Here is a 26,179-nt window from a genome sequence, read left to right as displayed (position 1 = left end):
GCCAGAAACCGATACTAGTCTGCGAAAAGTGGAATTCAATCAAAAGTGTTGAGAGAAACTTCCTGAATGGACGTGGCTTGCTTGGGTAGGAAAAGTTTTCACGGCAACCACAAAACAAATGTGGGAGGGGGCAAGCCCACTCCCACATTTTTATCTGTGCTTGGCTTTAGCTGTTTGGCAACAACCGGCACGTAATGCTCTTGATATACCGCGTCTCGACAATCGCCGGATGCACCGGATGATCCGGGCCCTGCCCGCCACGTTCCAGCATCTGGATATTGCGGTCCAGATGGCGGGCGCTGGTCAGCAGGATATTCTGCAGGTCGTCTTCCGGCAGGTGCATGGAGCACGAGGCGCTGACCAGGATGCCGTCCTTGCTGAGCAGGCGCATGGCTTGCTCGTTCAGGCGGCGATAGGCGCCTTCGCCGTTCTTCATGTCTTTCTTGCGTTTGATGAAGGCCGGTGGGTCGGCGACGATCACGTCGAAGCGTTCTTCGCTGGCTTTCAATTCCTTGAGGGCTTCGAAGACGTCACCTTCGATGCAGGTCATCTTCTCGGCAACGCCGTTCAGCGCGGCGTTGCGCTCCACGCCATCGAGGGCGAAGGCCGAGGCGTCGACGCAGAACACTTCACTGGCGCCGAAGGCCGCGGCTTGCACGCCCCAGCCGCCGATGTAGCTGTACAGGTCGAGTACGCGTTTGCCTTTGGCATACGGGGCCAGGCGCGCGCGGTTCATGCGGTGGTCGTAGAACCAGCCGGTTTTCTGGCCCTGGATCACCGGGGCTTCGAATTTCACGCCGTTTTCTTCCAGCGCCACCCACTCCGGCACCAGGCCGAACACGGTTTCGACGTAGCGGTTGAGGCCTTCGGCGTCGCGCGCGGCGGAGTCGTTCTTGAACAGGATGCCGCTCGGCTTGAGCACTTGGGTCAGGGCGGCGATCACGTCGTCTTTATGGGCTTCCATGGTCGCCGAGGCGATCTGAACTACCAGGATATCGCCGAAACGGTCGACCACCAGGCCCGGCAGCAGGTCGGAATCGCCGTAGACCAGGCGGTAGAACGGCTTGTCGAACAGGCGATCACGCAGGGACAGGGCGACGTTCAGGCGGTGCACCAGCAGCGACTTGTCCAGTGGCAACTTGATGTCGCGCGACAGCAGGCGTGCGCAGATCAGGTTGTTCGGGCTCATGGCCACGATGCCCAGGGTCTTGCCGCCGGCCGCTTCCAGGATGGCCTGGTCGCCCGCCTGGAAGCCGTGCAGAGGGGTGGCGGCCACGTCGATTTCGTTGCTGTAGACCCACAGGTGGCCGTTGCGCAAACGACGATCGGCGTTGGCTTTGAGACGCAGGCTTGGCAGGGACATGACGTCGCTCCGGAAAAAAGAGCGGGAGTATACCTTGTTATGTAGGAAATGGCCGGGCTGCCGGATGTGCGGGGAGGTGTCAGCCGAGGGTTGATAAGGGTTAGAATCCCCACCTAGCCCAGAGTGTGTACTTATGTCCCAAGAGCTTTCCGCCGAACAGATCCAGCAGGCCCTCCAAGGCATCAGCGTGCCGCCTCAGCCGCAAATCATGGTGGATTTGCAGATGGAGCAGTACATGCCCGACCCGGACCTGGAAGTGATCGCGCGGTTGATCTCCCAGGACCCGGGCCTGTCCGGCGCGCTGCTGAAGATCGTCAACTCGTCCTATTACGGCCTGAGCAACAAGATCGCCTCGATCCAGCGCGCGGTGAACCTGCTGGGCAGCCGTTCGATCATCAACCTGATCAACGCCCTGTCGATCAGGGGCGAGATGAGCGACGACACCATCGTCACCCTCAACCGCTTCTGGGACACCGCCCAGGACGTGGCCATGACCTGCCTCACCCTGGCCAAGCGCACCGGCGCCCAGGCGGTGGACGAGGCCTATGCCCTGGGGCTGTTCCACGACTGCGGCGTGCCGCTGATGCTCAAGCGTTTCCCCAACTACATGACGGTGCTCGAAGAGGCCTACGCCAACGCCGGCCCCGACTGCCGCGTGGTCGACACCGAAAACAATGCGTTCAACACCAACCATGCGGTGGTCGGCTACTACACCGCCAAGTCCTGGCGCCTGCCGGAGCATGTGACCGACGCCATCGCCAACCACCACAATGCCCTGGCGATCTTCAGCGATGAGACGTCGCGCAATCCGCAGCTGAAAAACCTGCTGGCGATCCTGAAGATGGCCGAGCACATCTGCTCGTCCTGCCGCGTGCTGGGCAACCAGTCGGTGGACCATGAGTGGAATGCCATCGGCCATCTGGTGCTGGACTATGTGGGCCTGTCGGACTACGACTTCGAAAGCCTGAAGTTGTCGATCCGCGAACTGGGCGCGCACTGATCCCCCCCTCACGAGGTACACATGCCCGAGTTACCAGAAGTCGAAACCACCCGGCGTGGGATTGCGCCGCACCTGGAAGGCCAGCGGGTCAGCCGCGTGGTGGTGCGTGAGCGGCGCCTGCGCTGGCCGATCCCGGAAGACCTGGATGTGCGCCTGTCCGGCCAGCGCATCGTGCTGGTGGAGCGGCGCGCCAAGTACCTGTTGATCAATGCCGAAGTGGGCACTTTGATCAGCCACCTGGGCATGTCGGGCAACTTGCGCCTGGTCGAAGTCGGCATGCCGGCGGCCAAGCATGAACATGTGGATATCGAGCTGGAGTCCGGCCTGGCCCTGCGCTACACCGACCCTCGGCGTTTCGGCGCGATGCTCTGGAGCCAGGACCCGCACAACCATGAACTGCTGATTCGCCTGGGGCCGGAGCCGTTGACCGAGCTGTTTGACGGTGAGCGTTTGTTCCAGCTGTCCCGCGGCAAGTCGATGGCGGTGAAACCGTTCATCATGGACAACGCGGTGGTGGTGGGCGTGGGCAATATCTATGCGACTGAGGCGTTGTTTGCGGCAGGGATTGATCCGCGTCGCGCGGCCGGCGGCATTTCACGCGGGCGTTATTTGAAGCTGGCGATCGAGATCAAGCGCATTCTGGCGGCGGCAATCGAGCGTGGCGGCACCACATTGCGGGACTTTATCGGTGGCGATGGGCAGCCGGGGTATTTCCAGCAGGAGTTGTTCGTCTACGGCCGCGGTGGCGAGGCGTGCAAGGTCTGCGGGACTGAGCTGCGCAATATGGTGCTGGGGCAGCGGGCGAGTGTGTTTTGCCCCAGGTGCCAGAGCTGATTGCTGTGTAGTGGTTGATATCGCTATCGGGGGCAAGCCCCCTCCCACTTTTTGACTTGCGAATGAATCCAAATGTGGGAGGGGGCTTGCCCCCGATGAGGCCCTGATAGGCGCTGAAGAAGCTCAAGCCTTACCGGTAATCTTCCGGTACTTCTCCATCAACTGCTCTTCCGTCTCCGGATGGGCTTCATCCAGCGGAATGCAATCCACCGGACACACCTGCTGGCACTGCGGCTCGTCGTAGTGACCGACGCACTGGGTGCACAGGTTGGGGTCGATCACGTAGATCTCTTCGCCCTGGGAGATGGCGGCGTTCGGGCACTCGGGTTCGCAGACGTCGCAATTGATGCAATCGTCGGTGATGATCAGGGACATGGAAACTCCTGCCAGGGCTGTCAGCCAAGGCATCTGAAAACTAATGCGCGCAATTGTGCCGCATTGGCGCCCGCAGTGCGAGCTGTGGTGAGCGGGCTTGCCCCGCGTTGGGCAGCGAAGCGGCCCCAAAACCAGACGACCGGTTATTCACCTGAGGCGACGCGAGTCTTTATTAGGGCTGCTACGCAGCCGAACGCGGGGCAAGCCCGCTCACCACATTACTTCTTGAAGCGCAGCGTCAGCGCATCAGCCACGGCCGGATGCACGAACTTGGTGATATCCCCGCCCAAAGCGGCAATTTCACGGACCAACGTCGAGGAAATGAACGAATAACGTTCCGACGGCGTGAGGAACAGGCTTTCCACGTCCGGCGCCAGTTGGCGGTTCATGTTGGCCAGCTGGAATTCGTATTCGAAGTCCGACACCGCGCGCAGGCCACGCAGGAACACATTGGCGTTCTGCTCCTTGGCGAAATGCGCGAGCAACGTGGAAAAGCCCACCACTTCCACGTTGGGCAGGTGCTTGGTGACCTCACGCGCCAGCTCCACGCGCTGTTCCAGGGGAAACAGCGGGTTTTTCTTGGGGCTGGCCGCGACTGCGATGATCACATGGTCGAACAAACGAGAGGCGCGTTCGACCAGATCGCCATGGCCTTTGGTAATCGGGTCGAAGGTACCTGGGTACAACACTCGGTTCATCGCGTCGTCCTGGCGGAGTCCGTTGGGGAACCGGATGGTATCGCAGCCATCCCGGTCGGCCAAGTCAACTTATGCATAAGAAAGCCGTATAGACACCGTGAATAGCGTGTTTTTTCACGCTGTTTTCAGACGTTCGGCCAAGGCTGTCGCCAGTTGAGCGGTTAATCCGTACACCGATAATTGCGGGTTGGCCCCAATACTGGTGGGGAATAGCGAACCGTCGTGGATCGAGAGGTTGCGCAATTGGTGATGGCGACCGAGGCTGTCAGCCACCGCATTTTTGGGATCTTCGCCCATGGCACAGCCGCCCATCACATGGGCGCTGCCCAGGGTTGTCCGGTGCAATTCCAGATTCAAACCCTCAATGACGCTGCGTGCCTCGGCCAAGGTGTTCACGAACCGTGCGTCATGGTGCATGGGCTTGACCGACTTGGCGCCCGCCGCGAACTGGATTTCGGCCATGCTGTGGAAGGCCCGGCGCAGGCCATCCCAGGCGTAGGGCGAAACCTGATAGTCGAGCACCGGCGTACCGTCACCGCGTAAATCCACGCTGCCGCCCTGGCTGTCGGGGTGAAAGCCGTCACGCAACAGCGCGAGCATGGCGTGGGTATGGGGCAATTGGCCCATGTCCAGGGCGTTCTGCGTGCCATAGCCGCCGAACAAGGTGCTGGCCAATGCTGGATGCAAGGGCGGCGCTTCAAGCTTGTAGGACATTTTGCCGGTGGTGCCGTCCTGCCACTGGAAATGGTCGGAGTAGATCGACTGCGGCGCGCCGTAGAACGGGTTGATCACCTCGTCGAACAATGCGGCGGAGAAGTTCACCAAGTGCAAAAAGGTCCGCTTGCCCAGCCGCGAATGCGGGTCGGGGGCACCCGAGCGCATCAGCAGCGCCGGGCTATTGATGCCGCCGCCCGACAGCACGTAATGCTTGGCCTTCACTGTGATCTTGCGCCCGGTAGGCGCCACGCAGCGCGCGTCCATCGCTACGCATTCCAGGCTGCTGATGGTGTCGCCGCTGTATTTGAGCTGCTCGGCGCGGGCCAGGTACAGCAGCTCGCCGCCTTTTTCCAGGGTGGACGGGATGGTGGTCACCAACATCGACTGCTTGGCGTTGACCGGGCAGCCCATGCCGCAATAACCCAGGTTGAAGCAGCCACGGACGTTGCGCGGGATCACATGCCAGCTGTAGCCGAGCTTTTCGCAGCCTTTGCGGATCACATCATTGTTGGCATTCGGGGGGATGGCCCATGGTGCGATGCCCAGGCGCTGCTCCATCTTTTCGAACCACGGTGCCATCTCTGCACTGCTGTGGCCTTTTACCGCGTACTCGCTGGCCCAATGGCCGAGGGTGGCGTCCGGGGTACGGAAGCTGGAGGTCCAGTTGATCAGCGTGGTACCGCCCACCGCGCGGCCTTGCAGGATGGTGATGGCGCCGTCCTTGCTCATGCGGCCGATGCCTTCCTGATACAGGCTGGCGTAGGCCTCGTCCTCCAGCAGCTTGAAGTCGCTGCTGGTCTTGAGCGGGCCTTCTTCGATCAACAGTACTTTGTAGCCGGCGGCGCTGAGGATCTCGGCAGTGGTGCCGCCACCGGCACCGCTGCCGATGATGGCCACGTCGGCCTCCAGGGTCAGGTCGCGGTCGAGGGCGGCGCCATCGTGGGTTTTCCAGCCGCGGGCCAGGCCGTCGCGGAACAGATCGGGTACGGGCATCAGGGTCGTCTCTTGTTTTTATTGTGAGGGATGCAAATCAGATCTTCGGCGGGCCGGGGTAGCCGCAATGCGCCCAGGATTCGGGCCGGAAGTACCAGGCCATGATCACCAGCTTGAGCAGCGAGCCCTGGCCCATGCGCAGCAGGTTCAGGTAGCTGTTTTCCCAGCGGTGCAGGAAGTTGCGGATCTGCTCCGCGCTGGCGTTTTCCCAACTGCCCCAGATGCCGGTCAACGGGCCGCGCGTAATGCCCATGCCGAGCACATCGAACAGCTGCTGGGTGAGCTTGAACATCTCCGGCGACAGGTGTTGCAGGCTGTAGTCGAGTTTTTTCAACGTGTCTTCAATCCCGGCGACCACATCCTGAGCGCTGGCCACGCCTTCGAGCAGCACCGGGATCACCGCGCGCAGGAACGGCAGGTCACTGCTGCGCAACATGGCAAAGCCGCTGGCCGGGGTGCTGCTGGAGCAGCCGCTGAGGCTGGCGCCCAGCCCGGCCGTGGCCAGGAAAGCGCCGGCGCACAGACTGATTTTCAAGACGCCGCGCCGCGACAGCGCGGGTGAATCAATGAGGCTAGGGTTCATTGTTATTGTTATCCCGTGGGTGGCGGTGTCAGCGGACAAACAGCTTCTGGATCAGTTTCTGGATCGATTTGCCGTAGGGCGGGTAGATCAATTTCGCCGCGTTCAGGCGCTGTTTCACCAGCACACCCTTGGCCTTGCTGAACGTCAGGAACCCTTCATGGCCGTGGTAGTGGCCCATGCCCGAGGGGCCGATGCCGCCAAAGGGCATGTCGTCCTGGGCCACGTGCAGGAGGGTGTCGTTCAGGCAGACACCGCCGGAATGGGTCTCGTGGAGGACCCGGTCCTGCTCGCGCTTGTTGTAGCCGAAGTAATACAGGGCCAGCGGGCGAGGGCGCTGGTTGATGTAGGCAAAGGCTTGGTCGATGCCGCGATAAGGCACGATCGGCAGCACCGGGCCGAAGATTTCGTCCTGCATCACGGTCATGTCATCGCTGACATTCAGCAGCAGGCTATGGGCCATGCGCCGTGCCTGGCCCTGGTCGTACAGCGGGATCAGGGTGGCGCCCTTGTCGGTGGCGTCCTTGACGTAGGCATTGAGCCGGGCCAATTGACGCTCATTGATGATGGCGGTGTAGTCCGGGTTGTCGGCCAGCGTCGGATAAAACCCGCGAACCGCCTTGCTGTAGGCCTCGACGAAACCCTCCACGCGGTCCTCCGGCACCAGCACGTAGTCCGGGGCCACGCAGGTTTGCCCGGCGTTCAAGGCTTTACCGAAGGCGATGCGTTCGGCGGCGTCCTTGAGCGGTACGTCGGCGGAGACAATGGCCGGCGACTTGCCGCCCAGTTCCAGGGTGACCGGCGTGAGGTGTTCGGCAGCGGCGCGCATCACGTGCTTGCCAATACTGGTCGCGCCGGTAAACAGCAGGTGATCGAAGCGCAGCTTGGAAAACGCCATGCCCACCTCGGCCTCTCCGAGCACCACGCACACCAGGTCCTCGGGGAAAATCCTCGCCAGTAACGCCTTGAGCAGTTCGCCGGTAGCGGGCGTGGATTCGCTGAGCTTGAGCATCACCCGGTTGCCTGCGGCCAACGCACCGACCAGTGGGCCGATGGCCAGGTACAGCGGGTAGTTCCACGGCACGATCACGCCGACCACGCCCAGGGGTTGGTAAATGACTTTGGCTGACGCAGGTTGGAAGGCCAGGCCTACAGCGCGGCGGGAAGGTTTCATCCAGCCTTTTAGGTGTTTGCTGGCGTAGTGAATGCCATGCAGGCTGGGCATCAGTTCGGCGAACAGGGTTTCGTCGGCGCTGCGCTGGCTGAAATCCTGGCTGATCGCATGGATCAGTGCCTGGCGCTCGTCACTGAGCACATCCCGCAAGGCCTTCAGCCACTGTTGGCGCTGTGCAGCTGGCGGCATCGGGTTGGCGGCGTAGGCGCGGCGTTGGGCGTCGAACAGGTCCTGGAGTTGATCCAGCGCCTGGGCATCTTGCAGGTAGGCAACGTTGGCAGACATGGCGCAGCACCGATTGTTATTGGTCTGCGTGGATTTTTAGAGTCATTGCTCTAAATTGTCAAATGACATTGCAGCAACATGCAGATTTATCCTGGCAAGGATAGGCCGTAAGATGCCCTATCACGTGTACAGAAGCTGATTCCCCTATGGCACCACGAGTAAAGACCAGCGAGCGTATTGTGCAAACCAGCCTGGAGCTTTTTAACCAGCAGGGCGAGCGCAGTATCAGCACCAACCATATCGCCGCCCATATGGAAATTTCGCCGGGCAACCTGTACTACCACTTCCCCAACAAGCAAGCGATCATCTCCGTGCTGTTTCGCGAATATGAAGCGTTGGTGGACAGTTTCCTGCGTCCGCCCCAGGGGCGTGCAATGGTCGTGGAGGACAAGCGCTTTTATCTCCAGGCCGTACTGGCCGGCATGTGGCGCTACCGTTTTCTGCACCGCGATCTTGAACACCTGCTGGAGAGCGACCCGGAGCTGGCCACCGGCTATCGGCGTTTTTCCCAGCGTTGCCTGATCCAGGGCGGCGCCATCTACCAGGGGTTTGTCGATGCAGGCATCCTGAACATGGACCCGGTGCAAACCGAAGCCCTGACCCTCAATGCCTGGATCATCCTCACCTCCTGGGTGCGTTTCCTGTGCACCACCAATGAAAACTCCGCCCACCTGAGTGCCGAAGCCATCAAGCGCGGTGTGTATCAGGTGCTGGTGCTGGAGGCGGGTTTCGTTACGCCCCAGGCGAAAGAAGCGGTGGATGCACTGTTCAAAGAGTTTTACGTGCCGTTGAACCAGGCACTGGAAGACGTGAAGTAGGACCTTTCCCGAATCTGTTCACAGGAGTCCATCATGCCGCTTGCCCAACTGATCAGCCCCCAGCAATTGGCCGAGCGCCAGACGTCGGCGGGGCTGGTGATCCTGGATTGCCGTTTTGCCCTGGAAGACCCGGATTACGGGCGTTGCAGCTACGCCGAAGGGCATATCGAGGGTGCGCAATATGCCGACCTGGAGCGCCATCTCAGCGGGCCGGTGATCAAAGGTGTGACCGGTCGTCACCCGTTACCGGCGGCGGGCACCTTCGCCGAGCAACTGCGGACATGGGGCATCCATGCTGACACCGATATCGTGCTGTATGACGACGGCCCTGGCGCCTATGCGGCTCGTGCCTGGTGGCTGCTGGCCTGGCTGGGCAAGCGTGACGGTGTGTTTATCCTGGACGGCGGCCTCAAGGCCTGGCATGCCGCGGGTTTCCCGTTGAGCCTGGACGCGCCGGTAACCGAGCGTGGGACTTTCGATGGCGCGCCGGACAATCACCTGCTGCTGGATGCCGAACACCTGCAAAAACGCCTGGGCCAACCCGGCCTGACCCTGATCGATGCCCGCGCCCAACCGCGCTTTCGCGGTGAAGTTGAGCCCATTGATCCGATTGCCGGGCATATCCCCGGTGCGCAATGTGCGGCGTTCAACGAAAACCTGGGCAGTGACGGGCGTTTCCTCCCGGCCGAGCAACTCAAGCAGCGCTTCGCCGCGCAGTTGCAGGGGCGCTCGCCGGAGGAACTGGTGGCGTATTGCGGTTCGGGCGTGACGGCCTGCCACAACCTGTTCGCCCTGAGCCTGGCGGGTTACCCGTTGGGCAAGTTGTATGCGGGGTCGTGGAGCGAGTGGATTACCGATCCGACACGGGCAATTGCTACGGGTGACTGAGTTCCCGGCCCGGTAAGCCCAGTCCAAATGTGGGAGGGGCTTGCCCCTCCCAGGTGTTTAACCGTGTCGTGCCAATAACCATTGTGGGATGCGCCGCTCCAGGTAGTAGCCTGGGCGTTTCAGCGAGCCATCGACGAAGCCCACGTGCCCGCCCTTGGCCGTCAGCTCAAACTCGGTGCACGCCGACAGCTCGCTGGCCTCGGGCAAGCTGTGGGCGAATACGAACGGGTCGTCGGCCGCCTGGATAATCAGCGTCGGTGTGCGGATCGTGCCCAGGTAGTAGCGACTCGACGCGTGACGGTAATAGTCCTCGGCACTCAAGAACCCATGCAGCGGCGCGGTAACCCGGCCGTCGAAGTCCCAGAAGGTGCGCATCTTCTCCAGCGAGCCAAGCGCTTCCAGGGTTTTCAGCCCGTCCGCGCGGCCATCCTGTAAAAAACGGCGTTGTTTGACGCGGATATACGCGAGCATTTCACCCATGAAGTGCTTTTGATAAATCCGCGAGAAACCTATCCCGATCCGGTCTGCACACTGATCCAGGCGAAATGGCACCGACACCGCCGCTGCGCCTTGCAGCCCGGACGCCTCGCCGGTTTCCTCCAGGTGCTTGAGCAGCACATTGCCCCCCAGCGAATAACCCACCGCATACAGCGGCGCCAACGGCCGCTTGGCGCGCAGGTGCGCAATCGCGGCGGCGAGGTCTTCGCTGGCGCCTGAGTGATAGCTGCGCGCCAGCAGGTTGGGCTCGCCCGAGCAGCCGCGCCAGTTCAAGGCCGCACTGGCCCAGCCTTGGGCGCCGAGGACTTTTTGCAGGCCGGCCACATAGGGGGAATTGGATGAGCCGGTCAGCCCGTGCAGCACCAGCACCAACGGCGCCTGTGCGTCATGGGGGCCATGCCAGTCGAGGTCGAGAAAGTCGCCGTCTTCCAGCCACAGGCGTTCGCGTTGGCGTTCGATATGGGTAGTCGGCCGCCACAGCGGCCCCCACAGGGTTTGCAGGTGAGGGTTGCCGAGGCCGAAGGCGGGGGTGAACTGGTCGGAGGACGGTGTCATGACACTCTCAGTTTTGAGCTGACTCACTGTCTGTGGTGAGCAGGCTTGCTCACCACAGATTTTAAGCGACGCTTTCGACCAATCGATGCCACAGCGCGTAATACACACGACCGGATTTCTGCTCCCGGTGCAGGCGCCAGGCGCCCGGCAAGCCCAGGGTAGACGGCGCGGTCTCGCTTTCAGTGTAGATCCACGCATCCGGTGCCAGCCATTGGCGCTCTTCGAGCAAGGCGCACACGGTCGGCAACAGGTTCTGGTTGAACGGTGGGTCGAGGAACACCACGTCGTAGGCACTGGGCGCCTGGGTTTCCAGGTAGCGCAGGGCGTCGGCGGTCTGCACCTGGCCATTGGTGCAGCGCAGGGTGCCCAGGTGTTCCTTGAGGCTGGACACCGCGACATTGCTGGCATCCAGCGCCTGGGCCTGGGCTGCGCCACGGGACAGCGCCTCCAGGAACAGCGCGCCACTGCCGGCGAACGGGTCCAGCACCTTGGCGCCGGCGATGTACGGCGCCAGCCAGTTGAACAGGGTTTCACGTACGCGATCCGGCGTCGGGCGCAGGCCCACGACGTCGGGGAAGCTCAGCTTGCGGCTGCCCCATTCGCCGCCAATGATGCGCAGTTGGCCCACACCGTTATGCACGTTGTGGACAGGTTTTTTCGGGCGAGATGAACTGGCCATTAATGCTCCGGAACCCCGAGCGGCTGCTCGGCAGGTTTATCAGTGGGGGGCGGTAGTGGCTTTTGCGCAGTCGTTGGGCCGGCGGTCACGATGACCATCTTGTCGGCGCTCAAGTGTTTGTTCAAGGCAGCCTTGACCTGCTCTACGGTCAGGGCCTGGGATTGTTTCATGAAATCTTCCAGATAGCTCAGCGGCAGGTTGTAGAAACCCATGGCGCCCAGCTGTCCGACGATATCGGCGTTGCTTGCGGTGGACAGCGGGAAGCTGCCGGCCAGCTCGCGCTTGGCGTCATCCAGTTCCTTTTGCGTCGGGCCGGTCTTGAGGTAGTCGGCGAGCACGTCTTCGACCAGGCGCAGGGTGCCGCCGCTCATTTCGGCGCGGGTCTGCAGGTTGATCATGAACGGGCCACGCACTTGCATCGGCGAGAAACCGGAATACACCCCATAGGTCAGGCCACGTTTCTCGCGCACTTCGCTCATCAAGCGGGTTCCGAAGCCGCCGCCGCCGAGAATCTGGTTGCCCAGGGACAGGGCTGCGTAGTCCGGGTCGGCGCGGTCGATGCCCAATTGGGCGAACAGCAGGTGAGTCTGTTTGGACGGGAACTCGATATGGCTCAGGCCGGCCTTGGGCTCGGTCGGCTGGGCGATCTTCGCCATGGCCGGGCCCTTGGGCAGCGAAGCGGACACTTTGGCGGTCATCGCTTCGGCTTCGGCGCGGGTCAAGTCGCCGACCACGGCAATCACTGCATTACCCGCCGCATAAGCCTTGGCGTGGAACGCCTGCAGCTGCGCGAGGGTAATCTTCGGAACGCTTTGCGGCGTGCCTTCACTCGGGTGAGCATAGGGGTGATCGCCGTACAGGCGCTTGAACAGCTCCAGGCTCGCCAGCTTACCGGGATTCTGCTTCTGGTATTCAAAGCCGGCGAGGATCTGGTTCTTGATCCGCGCCAGGGAGTCGGCGGGGAAGGTCGGCTTGCCGATCACCTCGTCAAACAGCGCCAGGGCGGCGTCGCGTTTAGCGCTGTCGCTGAGGCTGCGCAGGGACACCAGCGCCATATCGCGATAAGCGCCATTGCCAAAGTCGGCGCCCAGGCCTTCAAAACCACTGGCAATCTGGCTCACATCCTTGCCCGGTACGCCTTCGTTGAGCATGGCGTTGGTCATCAGCGCCAGGCCCGGCACGTTGCCGTCCTGGCTGCTGCCGGCGGCGAACAGGATGCGCATGTCGAACATCGGCAACTCATGGGCTTCGACGAACAGCACCTTGGCGCCTTCGGCGGTGGTCCAGGTTTGCACGTCGAGCTTGCGGTTGGTCGGCGCCTTGCCGTCCAGTTCCGCCAGGGATTGCAGTTTGTTGGTCGATTGAGCCTTGTCCAATGCCTGGCTGGCGACGGAGTCACTCGGGCGCAGGAAGTACACGGCGCTCGCCGCGATCAACGTGACGACGATCAGGCCCGGCAGGATCAGGCGGCTGCTTTTGCGATCACTCATGAGCGGTCTCCTCAGGCAAAACATGGGCGACGCTCAGACGTTCGCGGGTGAAATAGGTGCGCGCGGCCTTCTGGATATCTTCCGGGGTCACGCTTTGCAGGTCGGCCAGTTCGGTGTCCATGAGTTTCCAGGACAGGCCCACGGTTTCCAGGGAGCCGATGGCCGTGGCCTGGCTGGTGATGGAATCGCGTTGGTACACCAGGCCGGCAATGACCTGGGCACGGATGCGTTCCAGTTCTTCGGCGGTCGGTGGCTTGGCCTTCAACTCTTCCAGCAGGCGCCACAGGCCGGCTTCGGCTTGGGCAACGGTCTTTTTCTTCTGCTGGTTCGGGGTGGCCGAGAGGGTGAACAGGCTGTCGCCCCGGGTGTAGGCGTCGTAGTTGGTGGACGCGGCGGATACCAGCTCTTCGCCACGCTCCAGTTGCTCGGAGATCCGTGCACTGTAGCCGCCGTCCAGCAGGGCCGAGATCAGGCGCAGGGCCTGGACCGAACGCTTGTCTTCGGCGGTGGCCAGGCCAGGTACGTTGAAGCCCAGGATCACGCTCGGCAATTGGGTCTGCACATGCATGGTCAGCAGGCGCTCGCCGGGCTCGGCCAGCTCCATCGGAACCTTGGCGGGCGGTACGTCACGCTTGGGGATCGGGCCGAAGTAGCGCTGGGCCAGGTTTTTTACCTCGTCCGGGGTGACGTCGCCGACCACCACCAACGTGGCGTTGTTCGGTACATACCAGGACTGGTACCAGTGGCGCAGCTCCTCGACCTTCATGCGGTCGAGGTCGGCCATCCAGCCGATGGTCGGGGTGTGATAGCCGCTGGCCGGGAAGGCCATCGCCTTGAAGCGCTCGAAGGCCTTGGACATCGGGTTGTCGTCGGTGCGGAGGCGGCGTTCTTCCTTGATTACCTCGATTTCGCGGCTGAACTCGTCGGCCGGCAGGCGCAGGCTGGCCATGCGGTCGGCTTCCAGCTCAAAGGCAACGCCCAGGCGGTCACGGGCCAGCACCTGGTAGTAGGCGGTGTAGTCATCGCTGGTGAAGGCGTTTTCTTCGGCGCCCAGGTCACGCAGGATCAGCGAGGCTTCGCCGGGGCCGACCTTGGCGCTGCCCTTGAACATCATGTGCTCCAGGGCGTGGGACAAACCGGTCTGGCCCGGGGTTTCGTAGCTCGAACCGACCTTGTACCAGACCTGGGAAACCACCACCGGCGCGCGATGGTCTTCGCGCACGACCACCTTGAGGCCGTTATCCAGGGTGAATTCATGGGTGGGTTGTGGGTCGGCAGCCAAGGCTGAAAGGGGCAGACAAACTGTGCTGAACAGCAGGCCTGCGGCGTGGCGGGCTAGAGCATTCATTCGTTTTTAAACCTGTTGGGCTGCCCGCTTGGTCTTAGCGTCGGCGGGCGAGGAGGTGCTAGGATACTGATCCGACCTAGGGACGGCCACTATGGCTGTCTTGTTAAGGCCCTATTTAGGCCTTACAAAATGTTGCGCATGAACGAGCTGGCTAAAAAACAGTCTGTTACGCATCGAATTTTATTTACCGATGTGCCCCTTGGCGCGTCGCTACCTTGAGATAGCCGTCTCCATGTTTGGTTCCAACGACGACAAGAAGACCCCAGCTGCGGCTGGCGAGAAGAAAGGCCTGTTCGGATGGCTGCGCAAAAAGCCGCAGGAAACCGTCGCTGAACAGCCACAGGTTCAAGCTGAGCCGATCCCCGAGCCTATAGTAGAAGCCGAGCCCGTTGCCGAAGCGCCGGCGCCGGTGGTGTTGCCGATGGCTGAGCCGGTGTTGCAGCCGGTGGCCGAGGTGGAGCCTGAGCCCGAACACAAGCCGTGGCCTGAGCTGCCGGTGCCCGAAGAGCCTGTGGCGCTGGTTGAAGATGTGCAGGCCGAGCATGTGGTGCCGCCGATTCCGGTGACCGTTGAGCCACAGCCGGTCGTTGTCGAAGCTCCCGCCCCCGTGCCCGCGCTCGTCGAGCCAGTGGTTGCCGCTCCCGCCGTCGTCGAAGCGCCCGTCGCCTCCACCGAAACCAGCAAGACCGGCTTCTTCGCCCGCCTCAAGCAAGGCCTGAGCAAGACCAGCGCCAGCATCGGCGAAGGCATGGCCAGCCTGTTCCTCGGCAAGAAAGTCATCGACGATGAGCTGCTGGAAGACATCGAAACCCGCCTGCTGACCGCCGACGTGGGCGTCGAAGCCACCGCCGTGATCATCCAGAGCTTGACCCAGAAGGTCGCGCGCAAGCAGTTGACCGATGCCGACGCCCTCTACAAATCCTTGCAGGCCGAACTGGCTGCGATGCTCAAGCCCGTTGAGGCGCCGCTGGTGATCACCCCGAACAAGCCGTTCGTGATCCTGGTCGTGGGTGTCAACGGCGCCGGCAAGACCACCACCATCGGCAAACTGGCCAAGAAGCTGCAGTCGGAAGGCAAGAAAGTCATGCTCGCCGCCGGCGACACCTTCCGCGCCGCTGCCGTCGAGCAATTGCAGGTCTGGGGGGAGCGCAACAAGATCCCGGTCATCGCCCAGCACACCGGTGCCGATTCCGCCTCGGTGATCTTCGACGCCGTGCAAGCCGCCAAGGCTCGTAACATCGACGTGCTGATCGCGGATACCGCCGGTCGCCTGCACACCAAAGACAACCTGATGGAAGAGCTGAAGAAAGTCCGCCGCGTGATCGGCAAGCTCGATGCAGACGCCCCGCACGAAGTGCTGCTGGTGCTCGACGCCGGTACCGGGCAGAACGCCATCAGCCAGGCCAAGCAATTCAACCAGACGGTCCAGCTGACCGGCCTGGCCTTGACTAAGCTCGACGGCACGGCCAAAGGTGGCGTGATCTTCGCCCTGGCCAAGCAGTTCGGGTTGCCGATTCGTTATATCGGCGTCGGTGAAGGCATCGACGACCTGCGCACCTTTGAAGCCGAACCCTTTGTCCAGGCACTGTTTGCCGAGCGGGAGCGTTCATGATTCGATTCGAACAGGTCGGTAAACGCTATGCCAACGGGCATGTGGGCTTGCATGAGCTGAGCTTTCGAGTGCGCCGCGGCGAGTTCTTGTTTGTCACCGGTCACTCGGGGGCCGGCAAAAGTACGCTGTTGCGCCTGCTGCTGGCCATGGAACGCCCGACCACGGGCAAGTTGCTGCTGGCGGGCCAGGACCTGGCTACCATCAGCAATGCGCAGATCCCGTTCCTGCGCCGCCAGATCGGCGTGGTGTTCCAGAACCACCAGTTGCTGTTCGATCGCACGGTGTTCAACAACATTGCCCTGCCGTTGCAGATTCTTGGGCTGTCCAAGGCCGAAATCGTCAAGCGTGTGGATTCGGCCCTGGAGCGCGTGGCGCTGTCGGACAAGACCGACCTCTACCCCGGCGACCTGTCCACCGGCCAGCAACAGCGCGTCGGCATTGCCCGCGCCATCGTCCACCGCCCGGCCTTGCTGCTGGCGGACGAACCCACCGGTAACCTCGACCCGCGCCTGGCGGCCGAGATCATGGGCGTATTCGAAGACATCAACCGTCTGGGCACCAGCGTACTGATCGCCAGCCATGACCTGGCGCTGATCGCCCGCATGCGCCATCGCATGCTGACCCTGCAACGCGGTCGCCTGATCGGTGACGGGGAGGCTGGCGTATGAGTGCAACACGTAGCCCCAAGGTTTCCGAGCGCGTGGCGCCGAAACCGGCCGATCCGCAACCGAAAAAGAAAAAACACGACGATGACGATGGCCCCGACTTCAGCACCCTGCTGCGCGCCTGGATCGAAAGCCATCGCGCCAGCCTGCTGGACAGCCTGCGTCGCCTGGGCAAGCAGCCGATCGGCAGCTTTTTTACCTGCCTGGTGATGGCCGTGGCCCTGAGCCTGCCGATGGGCTTGTCGTTGCTGCTTAATAATGTCGAGCGCCTGGGCGGTTCCTGGCAGCGTGCGGCACAGATTTCCCTGTACCTGAACCTCGATGCCAGCACCAAGGAAGGCGAAGCACTACGGGACGATATCAAGAACATGCCGGGCGTCGCGGACGCCGAGTACGTCAGCCGCGACCAGGCCCTTGAGGAGTTCCAGCAACAGTCCGGCCTGGGCGAGGCGCTGAAAGAGCTGCCGCAGAACCCGCTGCCGGGCGTGGTGCTGGTGACGCCGAATGAAGTCGACAAGGCGGGCCTTGAAGCCCTGCGACAAAAACTCGCAGAGATGCCGAAGGTGCAACAGGCGCAACTTGATCTAGTCTGGGTGGAGCGCCTGGCGGCGATCCTCAAGCTGGGCGACCGGTTTGTGTTCGGCCTGACGGTGCTGTTGGTGTCTGCATTACTTTTGGTGATAGGTAATACCATTCGTCTTCATATTGAAAACCGTCGCACCGAGATAGAAGTGATTAAACTGGTCGGCGGCACGGACAGCTATGTGCGTCGGCCTTTTCTGTACATGGGCGCGCTTTATGGCCTGGGTGCGGGGATTTTGTCCTGGGGCGTGCTGGCGTTCGGCCTGAACTGGCTGAACGACGCGGTTGTCGGGCTTGCCGGCTTGTACGGCAGCGATTTTGCCCTGGCCGGGGTGCCGGTTGCCGATGGTCTGTCGCTCTTGCTTGGCGCGGTATTGTTGGGTTATATCGGTGCCTGGATTGCGGTCGCACGGCATTTACGCGAGCTGGCACCGAAGTAGTTAATGTCAGGGTAATGTGGTTTCGTTTGTATTGGCCGTATCAGTGGTTTAGGGAACTTGTCCTACGGTTCCCGGTCAATTTTCGCAGTGCTGAACTGCACGAGTTATGTGAGTCGGAGGTTTTTTCGTATGACCACTTCTTTGCAACCTGCTTATGCCTTGGTCCCGGGTGCGAACCTGGAAGCCTATGTGCACACGGTCAACAGCATTCCATTGCTGACGCCCGAGCAGGAGCGTGAACTGGCCGAGAGTCTCTACTATGAGCAGGATTTGGGGGCGGCTCGGCAGATGGTGCTCGCCCACCTGCGTTTTGTCGTACATATCGCCCGTAGCTATAGCGGCTACGGCCTGGCCCAGGCTGACCTGATCCAGGAAGGCAACGTCGGCCTGATGAAGGCTGTAAAGCGCTTCAACCCTGAGATGGGCGTGCGCCTGGTGTCGTTTGCCGTGCACTGGATCAAGGCGGAAATCCACGAGTTCATCCTGCGCAACTGGCGCATCGTGAAAGTCGCGACCACCAAGGCCCAGCGCAAGCTGTTCTTCAACCTGCGCAGCCAGAAAAAACGCCTGGCGTGGCTGAACAACGAGGAAGTCCACCGCGTGGCCGAAAGCCTCGGCGTGGAGCCCCGTGAAGTGCGCGAGATGGAAAGCCGCTTGACCGGCCATGACATGGCCTTCGACCCGGCCGCCGAAGCGGACGACGACAGTGCTTTCCAATCGCCGGCCAACTACCTGGAAGACCACCGGTACGACCCGGCGCGTCAACTGGAAGACGCCGACTGGAGCGATAACTCCAACCACAACCTGCACGAAGCGCTGGAAGTGCTGGACGACCGCAGCCGTGACATCCTCTACCAGCGCTGGCTGGCGGAAGAAAAAGCCACGCTGCACGACCTGGCGCAGAAGTACAACGTGTCGGCCGAGCGCATTCGTCAGCTTGAGAAAAGCGCGATGAACAAGCTGAAGTTGTCGATCGCCGCCTGAACATGTGGGAGGGGGTAAGCCCCTCCCACATTTGTTTTGTGTTGTATCAGTCGGACCAAGGCGCTTTGCGGGAATTGTTCAGTTCCACCAGGTAACCCTCTCCGCCCAGCTGGCTCATCTGCTGGCGAATCCAGGCTGCCCGCCGCGCCACATACGCGGTCGGATGGCTGGCACTCCACACCCGTGGATTAGGCAACACCGCCGCCAGGTAGCTGGCCTGCTGCCGGGACAACCCCTTGGCACTCACCCCAAAGTGATGTCGCGCCGCCGCTTCTGCGCCAAACACGCCTTCATCCCATTCCACGCTGTTGAGGTACACCTCAAGAATCCGCTGCTTGGGCCAGAACACCTCGATCAGCCCGGTAAACCAGGCCTCCAGGCCTTTGCGCAAATAACTGCGACCCGCCCACAGGAACAGGTTTTTCGACACCTGCTGGCTCAGCGTGCTCGCGCCACGGATCGAACCGCCGCGTTCGTTGTGCAGGAGCGCCGCCTGGATCGCGCCGAAATCAAAGCCCCAGTGCTGCGGGAAACGTTGGTCTTCACCGGCCATCACCGCCACTTTCAGCTCGTCGGAGATCTCGTCCCACGGCACCCAGGTGCGTTGCAGGTCAATGGGCTCGCCGTCGAACCAGGATTCGACCTTGCGCTCCACCATCAGCGCGGTGAAGGGCGGCGGGACGACACGGAACAGCAGCACCAGCAGAACACTGCCGATGGCAAACCATTTCACGATGGTGAGAAAGCGTTTGAAGAGGACACGCAGCATAGAGATGGCTTGGCCGAACCCGTTGAGCGGGCCATTATACAGACCCTGCCCAATGAGTCTGACTGGAGTTCCTCATGCTGCGTAGCTTTCTGATGCTGGCTGCCTTTTTCGGCTTCACCGGTGTCGCCCTCGGTGCGTTCGCCGCCCATGGCCTGAAAAGCCGCCTGAGCGCCGAGTACCTGGCGATCTTTCACACCGGCGTGACTTATCAGTTGGTGCACACTCTGGCGCTGTTCGGCGTGGCGCTGCTGCTGGCGCATATTCCGGGGCGCCTGGTGACGTGGGCGGGCGTGTCCTTTGTCGTCGGTATCCTGCTGTTCTCCGGCAGCCTGTACGTGCTGACCACCACGGGGATCAGCAAACTCGGCATCATTACGCCCTTCGGCGGGTTGGCGTTCCTGCTGGGTTGGTTCTTCCTGGGCCTGGCTGCCTGGCGCATGCAACTGACCGCTTGACGCTTGGAGCTGACCTTCAGGTGCCAATCGGGCTAGAATGCTGGCCCCTAAAATCGATGGCGGCCCGTGGCATGCGCATTCAGTTGAACGGCGAATCCCTTGAACTGCCCGACGGCGAAACCGTTGCGGCCCTGCTGACCCGCCTGGACCTGACCGGGCGTCGCGTCGCAGTGGAACTCAACCTGGATATCGTCCCGCGTAGCCAGCACGCCGAGACCACGCTCACCGAGGGTGACCAGGTCGAGGTGGTCCACGCCATCGGCGGCGGCTAGTCCCGCGCTTTTATGTAGCCCCGGATTCTGCAGAACCTCACCCCATTTCGAGGATTTCCCATGAGCATCGTTCGTAGCGACAAGCCCTTCGTCCTGGCCGGTCGTACCTACCAGTCCCGTCTGCTGGTCGGCACCGGCAAGTACCGCGACATGGAAGAAACCCGCCAGGCCATCGAAGCCTCGGGCGCCGAGATCGTGACCTTCGCCGTGCGCCGTACCAACCTCGGCCAGATCGAAGGCGAGCCGAACCTGCTCGACGTGCTGTCGCCGGATCGCTACACCTTCCTGCCGAACACCGCCGGGTGCTACGACGCCATCGAAGCCGTGCGCACCTGCCGCCTGGCCCGTGAACTGCTCGACGGCCACAACCTGGTCAAGCTGGAAGTGCTGGCTGACCAGAAAACCCTGTTCCCCAACGTGATCGAAACCCTCAAGGCCGCAGAAACCCTGGTCAAGGAAGGTTTTGACGTGATGGTCTACACCAGCGATGACCCGATCATCGCCCGCCAACTGGCCGAAATCGGCTGTATCGCCGTGATGCCGCTGGCCGGCCTGATCGGTTCCGGGCTGGGTATCTGCAATCCGTACAACCTGCAGATCATCCTCGAAGAAGCCAAGATCCCGGTCTTGGTGGACGCCGGTGTCGGTACCGCCTCCGACGCCACCATCGCCATGGAACTGGGCTGTGACGCGGTGCTGATGAACTCGGCCATCGCCCACGCCCAGCAACCGATCATGATGGCCGAAGCCATGAAACACGCCATCGTCGCCGGCCGCCTGGCCTACCTCGCCGGGCGCATGCCAAAAAAACTCTACGCCAGCGCCTCTTCGCCGCTGGATGGTCTGATCAAGTAAGAGCCATTGATGACTGAATCAAACGAAACGCCGAACACTGTGGAAGAAGGCGACGAGTCCAAGCACCGCCGCATCAAGAGTTTTGTGATGCGCGCCGGCCGCATGACCGAGGGCCAGCAAAAGGGCCTGGAGCAAGGTACGCCGCTGTTCGTCCTGCCCCTGGCCGACGCGCCGGTGGACTATGACCAGGTGTTCGGCCGTTCGGCCCCGCGTTCCCTGGAAATCGGTTTCGGCATGGGTCACTCCCTGCTGGAAATGGCCGCAGCCTCGCCGGAACAGGATTTCATCGGTGTGGAAGTCCACCGCCCAGGTGTCGGTGCGCTGCTTAATGGCGTGCTGACTCAAGGCCTGACCAACCTGCGGGTCTATGACTGCGACGCGATCGAAGTGCTCAACCGCTGCATCGCCGACAACAGCCTCGACCGCCTGATGCTGTTTTTCCCGGACCCTTGGCACAAGAGCCGTCACCACAAGCGCCGCATCGTCCAGGCTTCCTTCGCGGAACTGGTGCGCAGCAAGCTGAAAGTCGGCGGTATCCTGCATATGGCTACCGACTGGGAACCCTATGCCGAATACATGCTGGAAGTGATGGACGTTGCCCCTGGCTACCGCAACCTGGCGCAAGACGGCAAATGCGTACCACGCCCGGCCGAACGCCCGATCACCAAGTTCGAGCGGCGTGGTGAGCGGCTGGGGCATGGGGTTTGGGATTTGAAGTTCGAGAAGCTGGCGTAACTCGCCACTGACTTGAAATGCAATTCAATGTGGGAGGGGGCTTGCCCCCGATAGCGGTGGATCAGTCACTTTGATGTCGACTGACCCTCAGCTATCGGGGATAAGCCCCCTCCCACAGTTGTTTTGTGTTGGATTTGAGGTCAGCGGCGATCGGCGACGACGCCAATCAACACCAGCACCACCACCAGCACCGGCGCCAGGCTGTAGTTATTGAACTGGCTCAAGCCACGCACAATCCACGGCGTCGCATAGATCAGCGCCGCACCACTGCCGATCATGCACAGCAGGGCCATCAACGGTACGCGCAACGCGCCGGCAACGCTGCCCAGGCGTGCTTCGACCCAGCCCTTGATGTCGGCGCCAAACAGCACCAGCAAACAGCCCACAAGGGCCAGGGAGATTTCCGACAGGTTGCTGCGGCTCCAGCGGGATACGGTGGCGAGCAGGTCGAGTACCAGATCCATTCGATTTCCTTAGAGCGATCAGCTCAAAAACTTCTGCAACAGGTCATTGAGAAAGAGTTGCCCGCGGTCGGTGGCCGCCAGGCGTGACGGTTCGACCTGCATTAAGCCACTTTGTTCTGCCTCGCGCCGCGCCTCGTCGAGGCTCGCCAGGTCGAGGCCGGTGCGTTCGGCGTAGAGCGTGGCGTCGACGCCCTCGGTGAGGCGCAGGGCGTTCATCAGGAACTCGAACGGCAACTCTTCGTTGGTCAGCGCCTTCGCCCCGGCCTGGAAGCTTTTGGCCGGGTTGAGGTAGTCCTTCGGCGCGCGGGTCTTCCAGGTGCGCACAATGCGCCCGTCCGGATGGCTGAGCTTGCCGTGGGCGCCGGCGCCGATGCCGATAAAGTCGCCGAAACTCCAGTAGTTGAGGTTATGTCGCGCCGGGCGCCCGGGCTGGGCGTAGGCCGACACTTCGTATTGTGCGTAACCGTGTTCGGCCAGCAGCGCCTGGCCGGCTTCCTGGATGTCCCACAGGGTATCGTCTTCCGGCAGCGCGGGCGGCTGGTTCCAGAACACGGTGTTGGGTTCCAGGGTCAACTGGTACCAGGACAGGTGTGTGGGTTTGAGCGCGATAGCCTGGCGCAGGTCGCTTAACGCATCGTCCAGGGACTGATCGGGCAAGCCGTGCATCAGGTCCAGGTTGAAGTTGTCGAACCCGGCCTGGCGCGCCATTCCGGCGGCGCGTACGGCCTCGTCGCCGTTGTGGATACGGCCCAGGGCCTCAAGCTTTGCCTGCTGGAAGCTCTGGATGCCGATGGACAGCCGGTTGATCCCCAGCGCGCGGTAGGCGACGAACTTCTCTTGCTCGAACGTGCCGGGGTTGGCTTCCAGGGTGATTTCGATGTCGCCGGCAAACGGGATACGTGCTTCCACGCCTTTGAGCAATCGGCCCAGCGCCGCAGCGCTGAACAGGCTTGGCGTGCCGCCGCCGAAGAAGATCGAACTCAGTTCGCGCCCATACACCGCGTGCAGGTCCTGATCGAGGTCGGCCAGCAAGGCGTCCACATACTCTTCTTCCGGCAGCACCTTGCTGGCGGTGTGGGAGTTGAAGTCGCAGTAAGGGCATTTGCGCACGCACCACGGGATGTGGATGTACAGCGCCAGGGGCGGCAGCACCGGCATGGCCGCCCGTGGTGTTTGCGCGCCACCGTGGATCAGCGGCTGCGCGGAGGTGTTCCGGGTCATTTCAAGCCCAGGCGCTGGCGCAGCAAATCCATTGCGCGGGCGCGGTGGCTGATCTGGTTCTTGTCGGCCGGGCTCAATTCGGCGCTGGAGACATTGCGCTCCGGCACCCAGAACAACGGGTCATAGCCAAAACCGTGCTCACCGCTGGCAGCGTGCAGGATGCGCCCGTGCCACAGGCCTTCGCAGAGGATCGGCAGCGGGTCATCGGCATGCCGCACCAAGGCCAGCACACAGACGAACTGCGCGCCGCGCATCGCGTCCGGCACGTCCTTGAGCGCGTCCAGCAGCTTGGCGTTGTTGGCCGCGTCGCCCTTGCCATCGGCATAACGCGCCGAGTAGATACCCGGCGCGCCGCCGAGGAAGTCCACCGCCAGGCCAGAGTCGTCCGCCAGCGCCGGGAGGCCCGAGATCCGTGCGGCATTGCGCGCCTTGAGGATGGCGTTCTCGACGAACGACAGGCCGGTCTCTTCCGGCTCCACCTGGCTGAACTCGCCGATCGAGCGCAGCTGCACGGATTCGCCGAGCATGGCCTGGAGTTCTTTGAGCTTGCCGGCGTTATGGCTGGCCAATACGAGTTGAGTAAGGTTCATCATTCCGCCGGAAACAGTTCCTGGTTGAATTGGAAGCTATGGGCTTTGCCGCCGGTTTCCACATTGATGGTAAACGTCTTGTATTCCCGCTGCGTCACGGAGTACGGCGCGAGGTAATTGATCCCGCCTTTCTCGTCGATTTGCTTGAACGTCAGGATCTCGCTCTTGCCGCCCAGGTCCTTGATGGTGCCTGTCACCTGCGCTGCCACCGGGGTTACGCCCTTGATCACGGTCACATTGATCAAGCCCTTCTCCTTGCTGCGCACCACGCCGACTTTCTGGGCGGTTTCCGGCTGCAGGAAGCTGGAGGTGAAGGTGTTGTAATGAACGGTGATATCACCGAAGTCTTTCTTGCGATTAGCGTCGATAGTGTCCGCCGCCATGGCGCTGGCGCCCAGGCATGCAGTCAGTAGAAAAATAGCCAAGCGACTCATGATCGTCCCTCTTGAAAATGATTAGACGGCAATCTTGTGATCCGTCAGGCCAGGGCTGCTGACCCGGTAGATACCAATTTCGCCCAACAGATTGGGCCATAGCTTGCTTGCCCAGCCGTGACGATGCTGTTGATCGACGGCCAGGCGGTTGATCACCTTGGCTTCACGCTCGCCACACAGGGCTTCGAAGTCTTCGAAGGTGCAGAAGTGGATGTTCGGCGTGTTGTACCAGGTGTACGGCAGGAAATCCGAGACTGGCATGCGGCCCTTGGTCGCCAGGTACCAGCGGCAGCGCCAGTGCCCGAAGTTGGGGAAGGTGATGATGCACTGGCGGCCCACGCGCAGCATTTCGTCGAGGATGCGGTCCGGGTAGTGCACCGCTTGCAGGGCCTGGGTCATCACCACGATATCGAAGCTGTTGCTGGCGAAGTTGCCCAGGCCCTTGTCCAGGTCCTGCTCGATCACGTTGATGCCCTTGGCCACGCACTGGGCGATGTTGTCCGGGTCGTTTTCCAGGCCGTAGCCGGTGACTTGCTTGTTGTCGCGCAGCCAGCTCAGCAGTTCGCCATCGCCGCAGCCCAGGTCGAGCACGCGGCTGCCGGCGGGGATCCAGTCTTGGATGATGTCCAGGTCGGCTCTCATGGCGTTCTCACAAAGTAATGCGGTTCATGTAGTTGCTGAAAGCCTGGAGGTAGCGCGGGATCGGAATCAGGAAGGCGTCATGGCCTTGCGGTGCATCGATCTCCAGGTAGCAGACGTCTTTCTTGGCGGCCATCAGCGCATCCACCAGCTCTCGGGAGCGGGCCGGCGAGAAGCGCCAGTCGGTGGTGAACGACATGACGCAGAACTTCGCCGTGGCGCCCTCGAAGGTTTTCGCCAGGTCGTCGTCGTGGTTGGCTGCCGGGTCGAAGTAGTCCAGGGCCTTGGTCATCAGCAGGTAGGTGTTGGCGTCGAAACGCCCGGAGAACTCCTCGCCCTGATAACGCAGGTAGCTTTCCACCTGGAACTCTACGCTGTGGAAGTCGTAGTTGAGCTTTTCGCTCTTGAGGCCACGGCCGAATTTCTCGCCCATGGAGTCATCGGACAGGTAGGTGATGTGCCCGACCATTCGCGCCAGCATCAAGCCGCGCTTGGGGATCACACCGGCTTCCTGGAACGAACCGCCGTGGAACTCGGGGTCGGTGAGGATGGCCTGGCGTGCTACTTCGTTGAAGGCGATGTTCTGCGCCGACAATTTGGGTGCCGAGGCGATGGCCAGGCAATGGCGCACGCGATCCGGATACGTGATGGTCCATTGCAGGGCCTGCATGCCGCCCAGGCTGCCGCCGATCACGGCGGCCCATTGTCGGATACCCAGCAGGTCGGCGAGGCGCGCCTGGCTGTGCACCCAGTCTTCCACGGTGAGCACCGGGAAGTCGGCGCCGAACGGCCTGCCGGTTTCCGGGTTGAGGCTGCTGGGGCCGGTGGAACCGTTGCAGCCGCCGAGGTTGTTCAGGCTGACGACAAAGAACTTGTTGGTGTCGATGGGCTTGCCGGGGCCGATGCAACTGTCCCACCAGCCAGGCTTGCGCTCGTCAACGCTGTGGAAGCCAGCGGCGTGATGATGGCCGGAGAGGGCGTGGCAGATCAGCACGGCGTTGCTCGCCGTGGCGTTCAGTTGGCCGTAGGTTTCATAAATCAGGTCATAGGCAGGCAGCGAACGACCACAGGCCAGGGCCAGTGGTTCGCTGAAGTGCGCCACTTGGGGCACGACCAGTCCAACAGAATCGGGGGGGAAGGCAGTTGGCATCGACCCTGCTCTCGTTT

At 62.1% G+C, this 26,179-nt stretch carries 29 protein-coding genes; 12 read left to right on the top strand and 17 right to left on the bottom strand.

Annotated features, from left to right (window positions below; translation table 11 throughout):
• Positions 1-166 precede the first annotated feature (166 nt).
• Entirely contained in the window at positions 167-1,363 is a 1,197-nt protein-coding gene (locus tag J1N02_RS11600) for a class I SAM-dependent rRNA methyltransferase (RefSeq protein ID WP_015373227.1), read from the bottom strand.
• Positions 1,364-1,550: 187 nt separating this feature from the next.
• Between J1N02_RS11600 and J1N02_RS11595 the strand changes: the two genes are divergently transcribed.
• Positions 1,551-2,363, top strand: a complete 813-nt coding sequence (locus tag J1N02_RS11595) for an HDOD domain-containing protein (protein WP_169898796.1) — start codon at positions 1,551-1,553, stop codon at positions 2,361-2,363.
• Positions 2,364-2,384: 21 nt separating this feature from the next.
• A complete protein-coding gene (gene mutM, locus J1N02_RS11590) occupies positions 2,385-3,197 on the top strand; it encodes a bifunctional DNA-formamidopyrimidine glycosylase/DNA-(apurinic or apyrimidinic site) lyase (RefSeq protein WP_098480778.1) in 813 nt (270 codons plus the stop codon).
• 123 nt (positions 3,198-3,320) lie between these two features.
• On the opposite strand, the gene J1N02_RS11585 is transcribed toward mutM, so the two are convergent.
• From J1N02_RS11585 to J1N02_RS11565, 5 genes are all read right to left on the bottom strand, one after another.
• A complete protein-coding gene (locus J1N02_RS11585; RefSeq protein ID WP_003195146.1) occupies positions 3,321-3,572 on the bottom strand; it encodes a YfhL family 4Fe-4S dicluster ferredoxin in 252 nt (83 codons plus the stop codon).
• A 218-nt stretch (positions 3,573-3,790) separates the two neighbouring features.
• Entirely contained in the window at positions 3,791-4,270 is a 480-nt protein-coding gene (gene coaD / locus J1N02_RS11580) for a pantetheine-phosphate adenylyltransferase (RefSeq protein ID WP_003176711.1), read from the bottom strand.
• Between the two features lie 114 nt (positions 4,271-4,384).
• Positions 4,385-5,980, bottom strand: coding sequence for a GMC family oxidoreductase (locus J1N02_RS11575; protein ID WP_146477639.1), 1,596 nt, complete (start codon positions 5,978-5,980; stop codon positions 4,385-4,387).
• A gap of 37 nt (positions 5,981-6,017) precedes the next feature.
• Positions 6,018-6,563: a twin-arginine translocation pathway signal protein gene (locus J1N02_RS11570; RefSeq protein ID WP_421147363.1), complete on the bottom strand. Its 546-nt coding sequence runs from the start codon at positions 6,561-6,563 to the stop codon at positions 6,018-6,020.
• A gap of 28 nt (positions 6,564-6,591) precedes the next feature.
• Positions 6,592-8,019, bottom strand: a complete 1,428-nt coding sequence (locus J1N02_RS11565) for a coniferyl aldehyde dehydrogenase (protein ID WP_027606111.1) — start codon at positions 8,017-8,019, stop codon at positions 6,592-6,594.
• A gap of 146 nt (positions 8,020-8,165) precedes the next feature.
• On the opposite strand from J1N02_RS11565, the gene J1N02_RS11560 reads away from it, so the two are divergent.
• Both J1N02_RS11560 and J1N02_RS11555 read left to right on the top strand, forming a co-directional pair.
• Positions 8,166-8,837 carry a TetR/AcrR family transcriptional regulator gene (locus J1N02_RS11560; RefSeq protein WP_027606110.1) on the top strand — a complete coding sequence of 224 codons (672 nt, stop codon included), beginning with the start codon at positions 8,166-8,168 and terminating at the stop codon, positions 8,835-8,837.
• A gap of 33 nt (positions 8,838-8,870) precedes the next feature.
• Entirely contained in the window at positions 8,871-9,725 is an 855-nt protein-coding gene (locus tag J1N02_RS11555) for a sulfurtransferase (RefSeq protein WP_421147362.1), read from the top strand.
• A 57-nt stretch (positions 9,726-9,782) separates the two neighbouring features.
• Here the strand turns inward: J1N02_RS11555 and J1N02_RS11550 are convergent, their stop codons facing one another.
• The 4 genes from J1N02_RS11550 to J1N02_RS11535 form a co-directional block, all read right to left on the bottom strand.
• Positions 9,783-10,778 carry a hydrolase gene (locus tag J1N02_RS11550; RefSeq protein ID WP_421147361.1) on the bottom strand — a complete coding sequence of 332 codons (996 nt, stop codon included), beginning with the start codon at positions 10,776-10,778 and terminating at the stop codon, positions 9,783-9,785.
• A 61-nt stretch (positions 10,779-10,839) separates the two neighbouring features.
• The gene (gene rsmD, locus J1N02_RS11545; RefSeq protein ID WP_027606107.1) at positions 10,840-11,457 is read right to left on the bottom strand and encodes a 16S rRNA (guanine(966)-N(2))-methyltransferase RsmD; all 618 of its coding nucleotides are present in this window, start codon (positions 11,455-11,457) and stop codon (positions 10,840-10,842) included.
• Positions 11,457-12,947, bottom strand: coding sequence for a M16 family metallopeptidase (locus J1N02_RS11540; RefSeq protein ID WP_368963714.1), 1,491 nt, complete (start codon positions 12,945-12,947; stop codon positions 11,457-11,459). Before J1N02_RS11540 ends, rsmD begins: the two co-directional genes overlap by 1 nt.
• Complete coding sequence (locus J1N02_RS11535) at positions 12,940-14,295, bottom strand: M16 family metallopeptidase (RefSeq protein WP_027606105.1); 1,356 nt, start codon at positions 14,293-14,295, stop codon at positions 12,940-12,942. The genes J1N02_RS11540 and J1N02_RS11535 overlap by 8 nt, the downstream gene beginning before the upstream one ends.
• A 232-nt stretch (positions 14,296-14,527) precedes the next feature.
• Here J1N02_RS11535 and ftsY point away from each other — a divergent pair, with 232 nt between their 5' ends.
• From ftsY to rpoH, 4 genes are all read left to right on the top strand, one after another.
• A complete protein-coding gene (gene ftsY / locus J1N02_RS11530) occupies positions 14,528-15,907 on the top strand; it encodes a signal recognition particle-docking protein FtsY (protein WP_027606104.1) in 1,380 nt (459 codons plus the stop codon).
• Positions 15,904-16,575: a cell division ATP-binding protein FtsE gene (gene ftsE / locus J1N02_RS11525; RefSeq protein WP_003213784.1), complete on the top strand. Its 672-nt coding sequence runs from the start codon at positions 15,904-15,906 to the stop codon at positions 16,573-16,575. The genes ftsY and ftsE overlap by 4 nt, the downstream gene beginning before the upstream one ends.
• On the top strand, positions 16,572-17,594 hold the full coding sequence (ftsX, locus tag J1N02_RS11520; RefSeq protein ID WP_065923857.1) for a permease-like cell division protein FtsX: 1,023 nt from the start codon (positions 16,572-16,574) through the stop codon (positions 17,592-17,594). Before ftsE ends, ftsX begins: the two co-directional genes overlap by 4 nt.
• 129 nt (positions 17,595-17,723) lie before the next feature.
• A complete protein-coding gene (gene rpoH / locus J1N02_RS11515) occupies positions 17,724-18,578 on the top strand; it encodes an RNA polymerase sigma factor RpoH (protein ID WP_003176698.1) in 855 nt (284 codons plus the stop codon).
• Positions 18,579-18,624: 46 nt separating this feature from the next.
• On the opposite strand, the gene mtgA is transcribed toward rpoH, so the two are convergent.
• On the bottom strand, positions 18,625-19,347 hold the full coding sequence (mtgA, locus tag J1N02_RS11510; protein ID WP_169898737.1) for a monofunctional biosynthetic peptidoglycan transglycosylase: 723 nt from the start codon (positions 19,345-19,347) through the stop codon (positions 18,625-18,627).
• A 74-nt stretch (positions 19,348-19,421) separates the two neighbouring features.
• On the opposite strand from mtgA, the gene J1N02_RS11505 reads away from it, so the two are divergent.
• The 4 genes from J1N02_RS11505 (at position 19,422) to trmB (ending at position 21,664) form a co-directional block, all read left to right on the top strand.
• Positions 19,422-19,802: a DUF423 domain-containing protein gene (locus J1N02_RS11505; RefSeq protein ID WP_065938111.1), complete on the top strand. Its 381-nt coding sequence runs from the start codon at positions 19,422-19,424 to the stop codon at positions 19,800-19,802.
• A 71-nt stretch (positions 19,803-19,873) separates the two neighbouring features.
• Positions 19,874-20,074: a sulfur carrier protein ThiS gene (gene thiS / locus J1N02_RS11500; protein WP_049711100.1), complete on the top strand. Its 201-nt coding sequence runs from the start codon at positions 19,874-19,876 to the stop codon at positions 20,072-20,074.
• A gap of 60 nt (positions 20,075-20,134) precedes the next feature.
• The gene (locus tag J1N02_RS11495) at positions 20,135-20,929 is read left to right on the top strand and encodes a thiazole synthase (RefSeq protein ID WP_421147360.1); all 795 of its coding nucleotides are present in this window, start codon (positions 20,135-20,137) and stop codon (positions 20,927-20,929) included.
• Between the two features lie 9 nt (positions 20,930-20,938).
• Complete coding sequence (gene trmB, locus J1N02_RS11490) at positions 20,939-21,664, top strand: tRNA (guanosine(46)-N7)-methyltransferase TrmB (RefSeq protein ID WP_027606098.1); 726 nt, start codon at positions 20,939-20,941, stop codon at positions 21,662-21,664.
• A gap of 140 nt (positions 21,665-21,804) precedes the next feature.
• Here the strand turns inward: trmB and J1N02_RS11485 are convergent, their stop codons facing one another.
• Genes J1N02_RS11485 through metX form a run of 6 tightly spaced genes read right to left on the bottom strand, consistent with a single transcriptional unit; the run spans position 21,805 to position 26,162 of the window.
• A complete protein-coding gene (locus J1N02_RS11485; protein ID WP_010207241.1) occupies positions 21,805-22,128 on the bottom strand; it encodes a DUF3392 domain-containing protein in 324 nt (107 codons plus the stop codon).
• Between the two features lie 18 nt (positions 22,129-22,146).
• Positions 22,147-23,286, bottom strand: a complete 1,140-nt coding sequence (gene hemW, locus J1N02_RS11480) for a radical SAM family heme chaperone HemW (RefSeq protein WP_421147368.1) — start codon at positions 23,284-23,286, stop codon at positions 22,147-22,149.
• 59 nt (positions 23,287-23,345) lie between these two features.
• The gene (gene rdgB / locus J1N02_RS11475; protein WP_027606096.1) at positions 23,346-23,942 is read right to left on the bottom strand and encodes an RdgB/HAM1 family non-canonical purine NTP pyrophosphatase; all 597 of its coding nucleotides are present in this window, start codon (positions 23,940-23,942) and stop codon (positions 23,346-23,348) included.
• A complete protein-coding gene (locus tag J1N02_RS11470) occupies positions 23,939-24,373 on the bottom strand; it encodes a DUF4426 domain-containing protein (protein WP_027606095.1) in 435 nt (144 codons plus the stop codon). Before J1N02_RS11470 ends, rdgB begins: the two co-directional genes overlap by 4 nt.
• Positions 24,374-24,394: 21 nt before the next feature.
• Positions 24,395-25,015 (bottom strand): methionine biosynthesis protein MetW, encoded by a 621-nt coding sequence (metW, locus tag J1N02_RS11465; protein ID WP_017735309.1) that lies wholly within the window; start codon positions 25,013-25,015, stop codon positions 24,395-24,397.
• Positions 25,016-25,022: 7 nt separating this feature from the next.
• On the bottom strand, positions 25,023-26,162 hold the full coding sequence (metX, locus tag J1N02_RS11460) for a homoserine O-succinyltransferase MetX (protein ID WP_027606094.1): 1,140 nt from the start codon (positions 26,160-26,162) through the stop codon (positions 25,023-25,025).
• Positions 26,163-26,179: the final 17 nt, after the last annotated feature.

Origin of the sequence: Pseudomonas sp. NFX5 (assembly GCF_049132125.1) — a bacterium.
Lineage (GTDB): Bacteria > Pseudomonadota > Gammaproteobacteria > Pseudomonadales > Pseudomonadaceae > Aquipseudomonas > Aquipseudomonas marginalis.
This window is presented reverse-complemented; position numbering and strand designations above follow the sequence as displayed.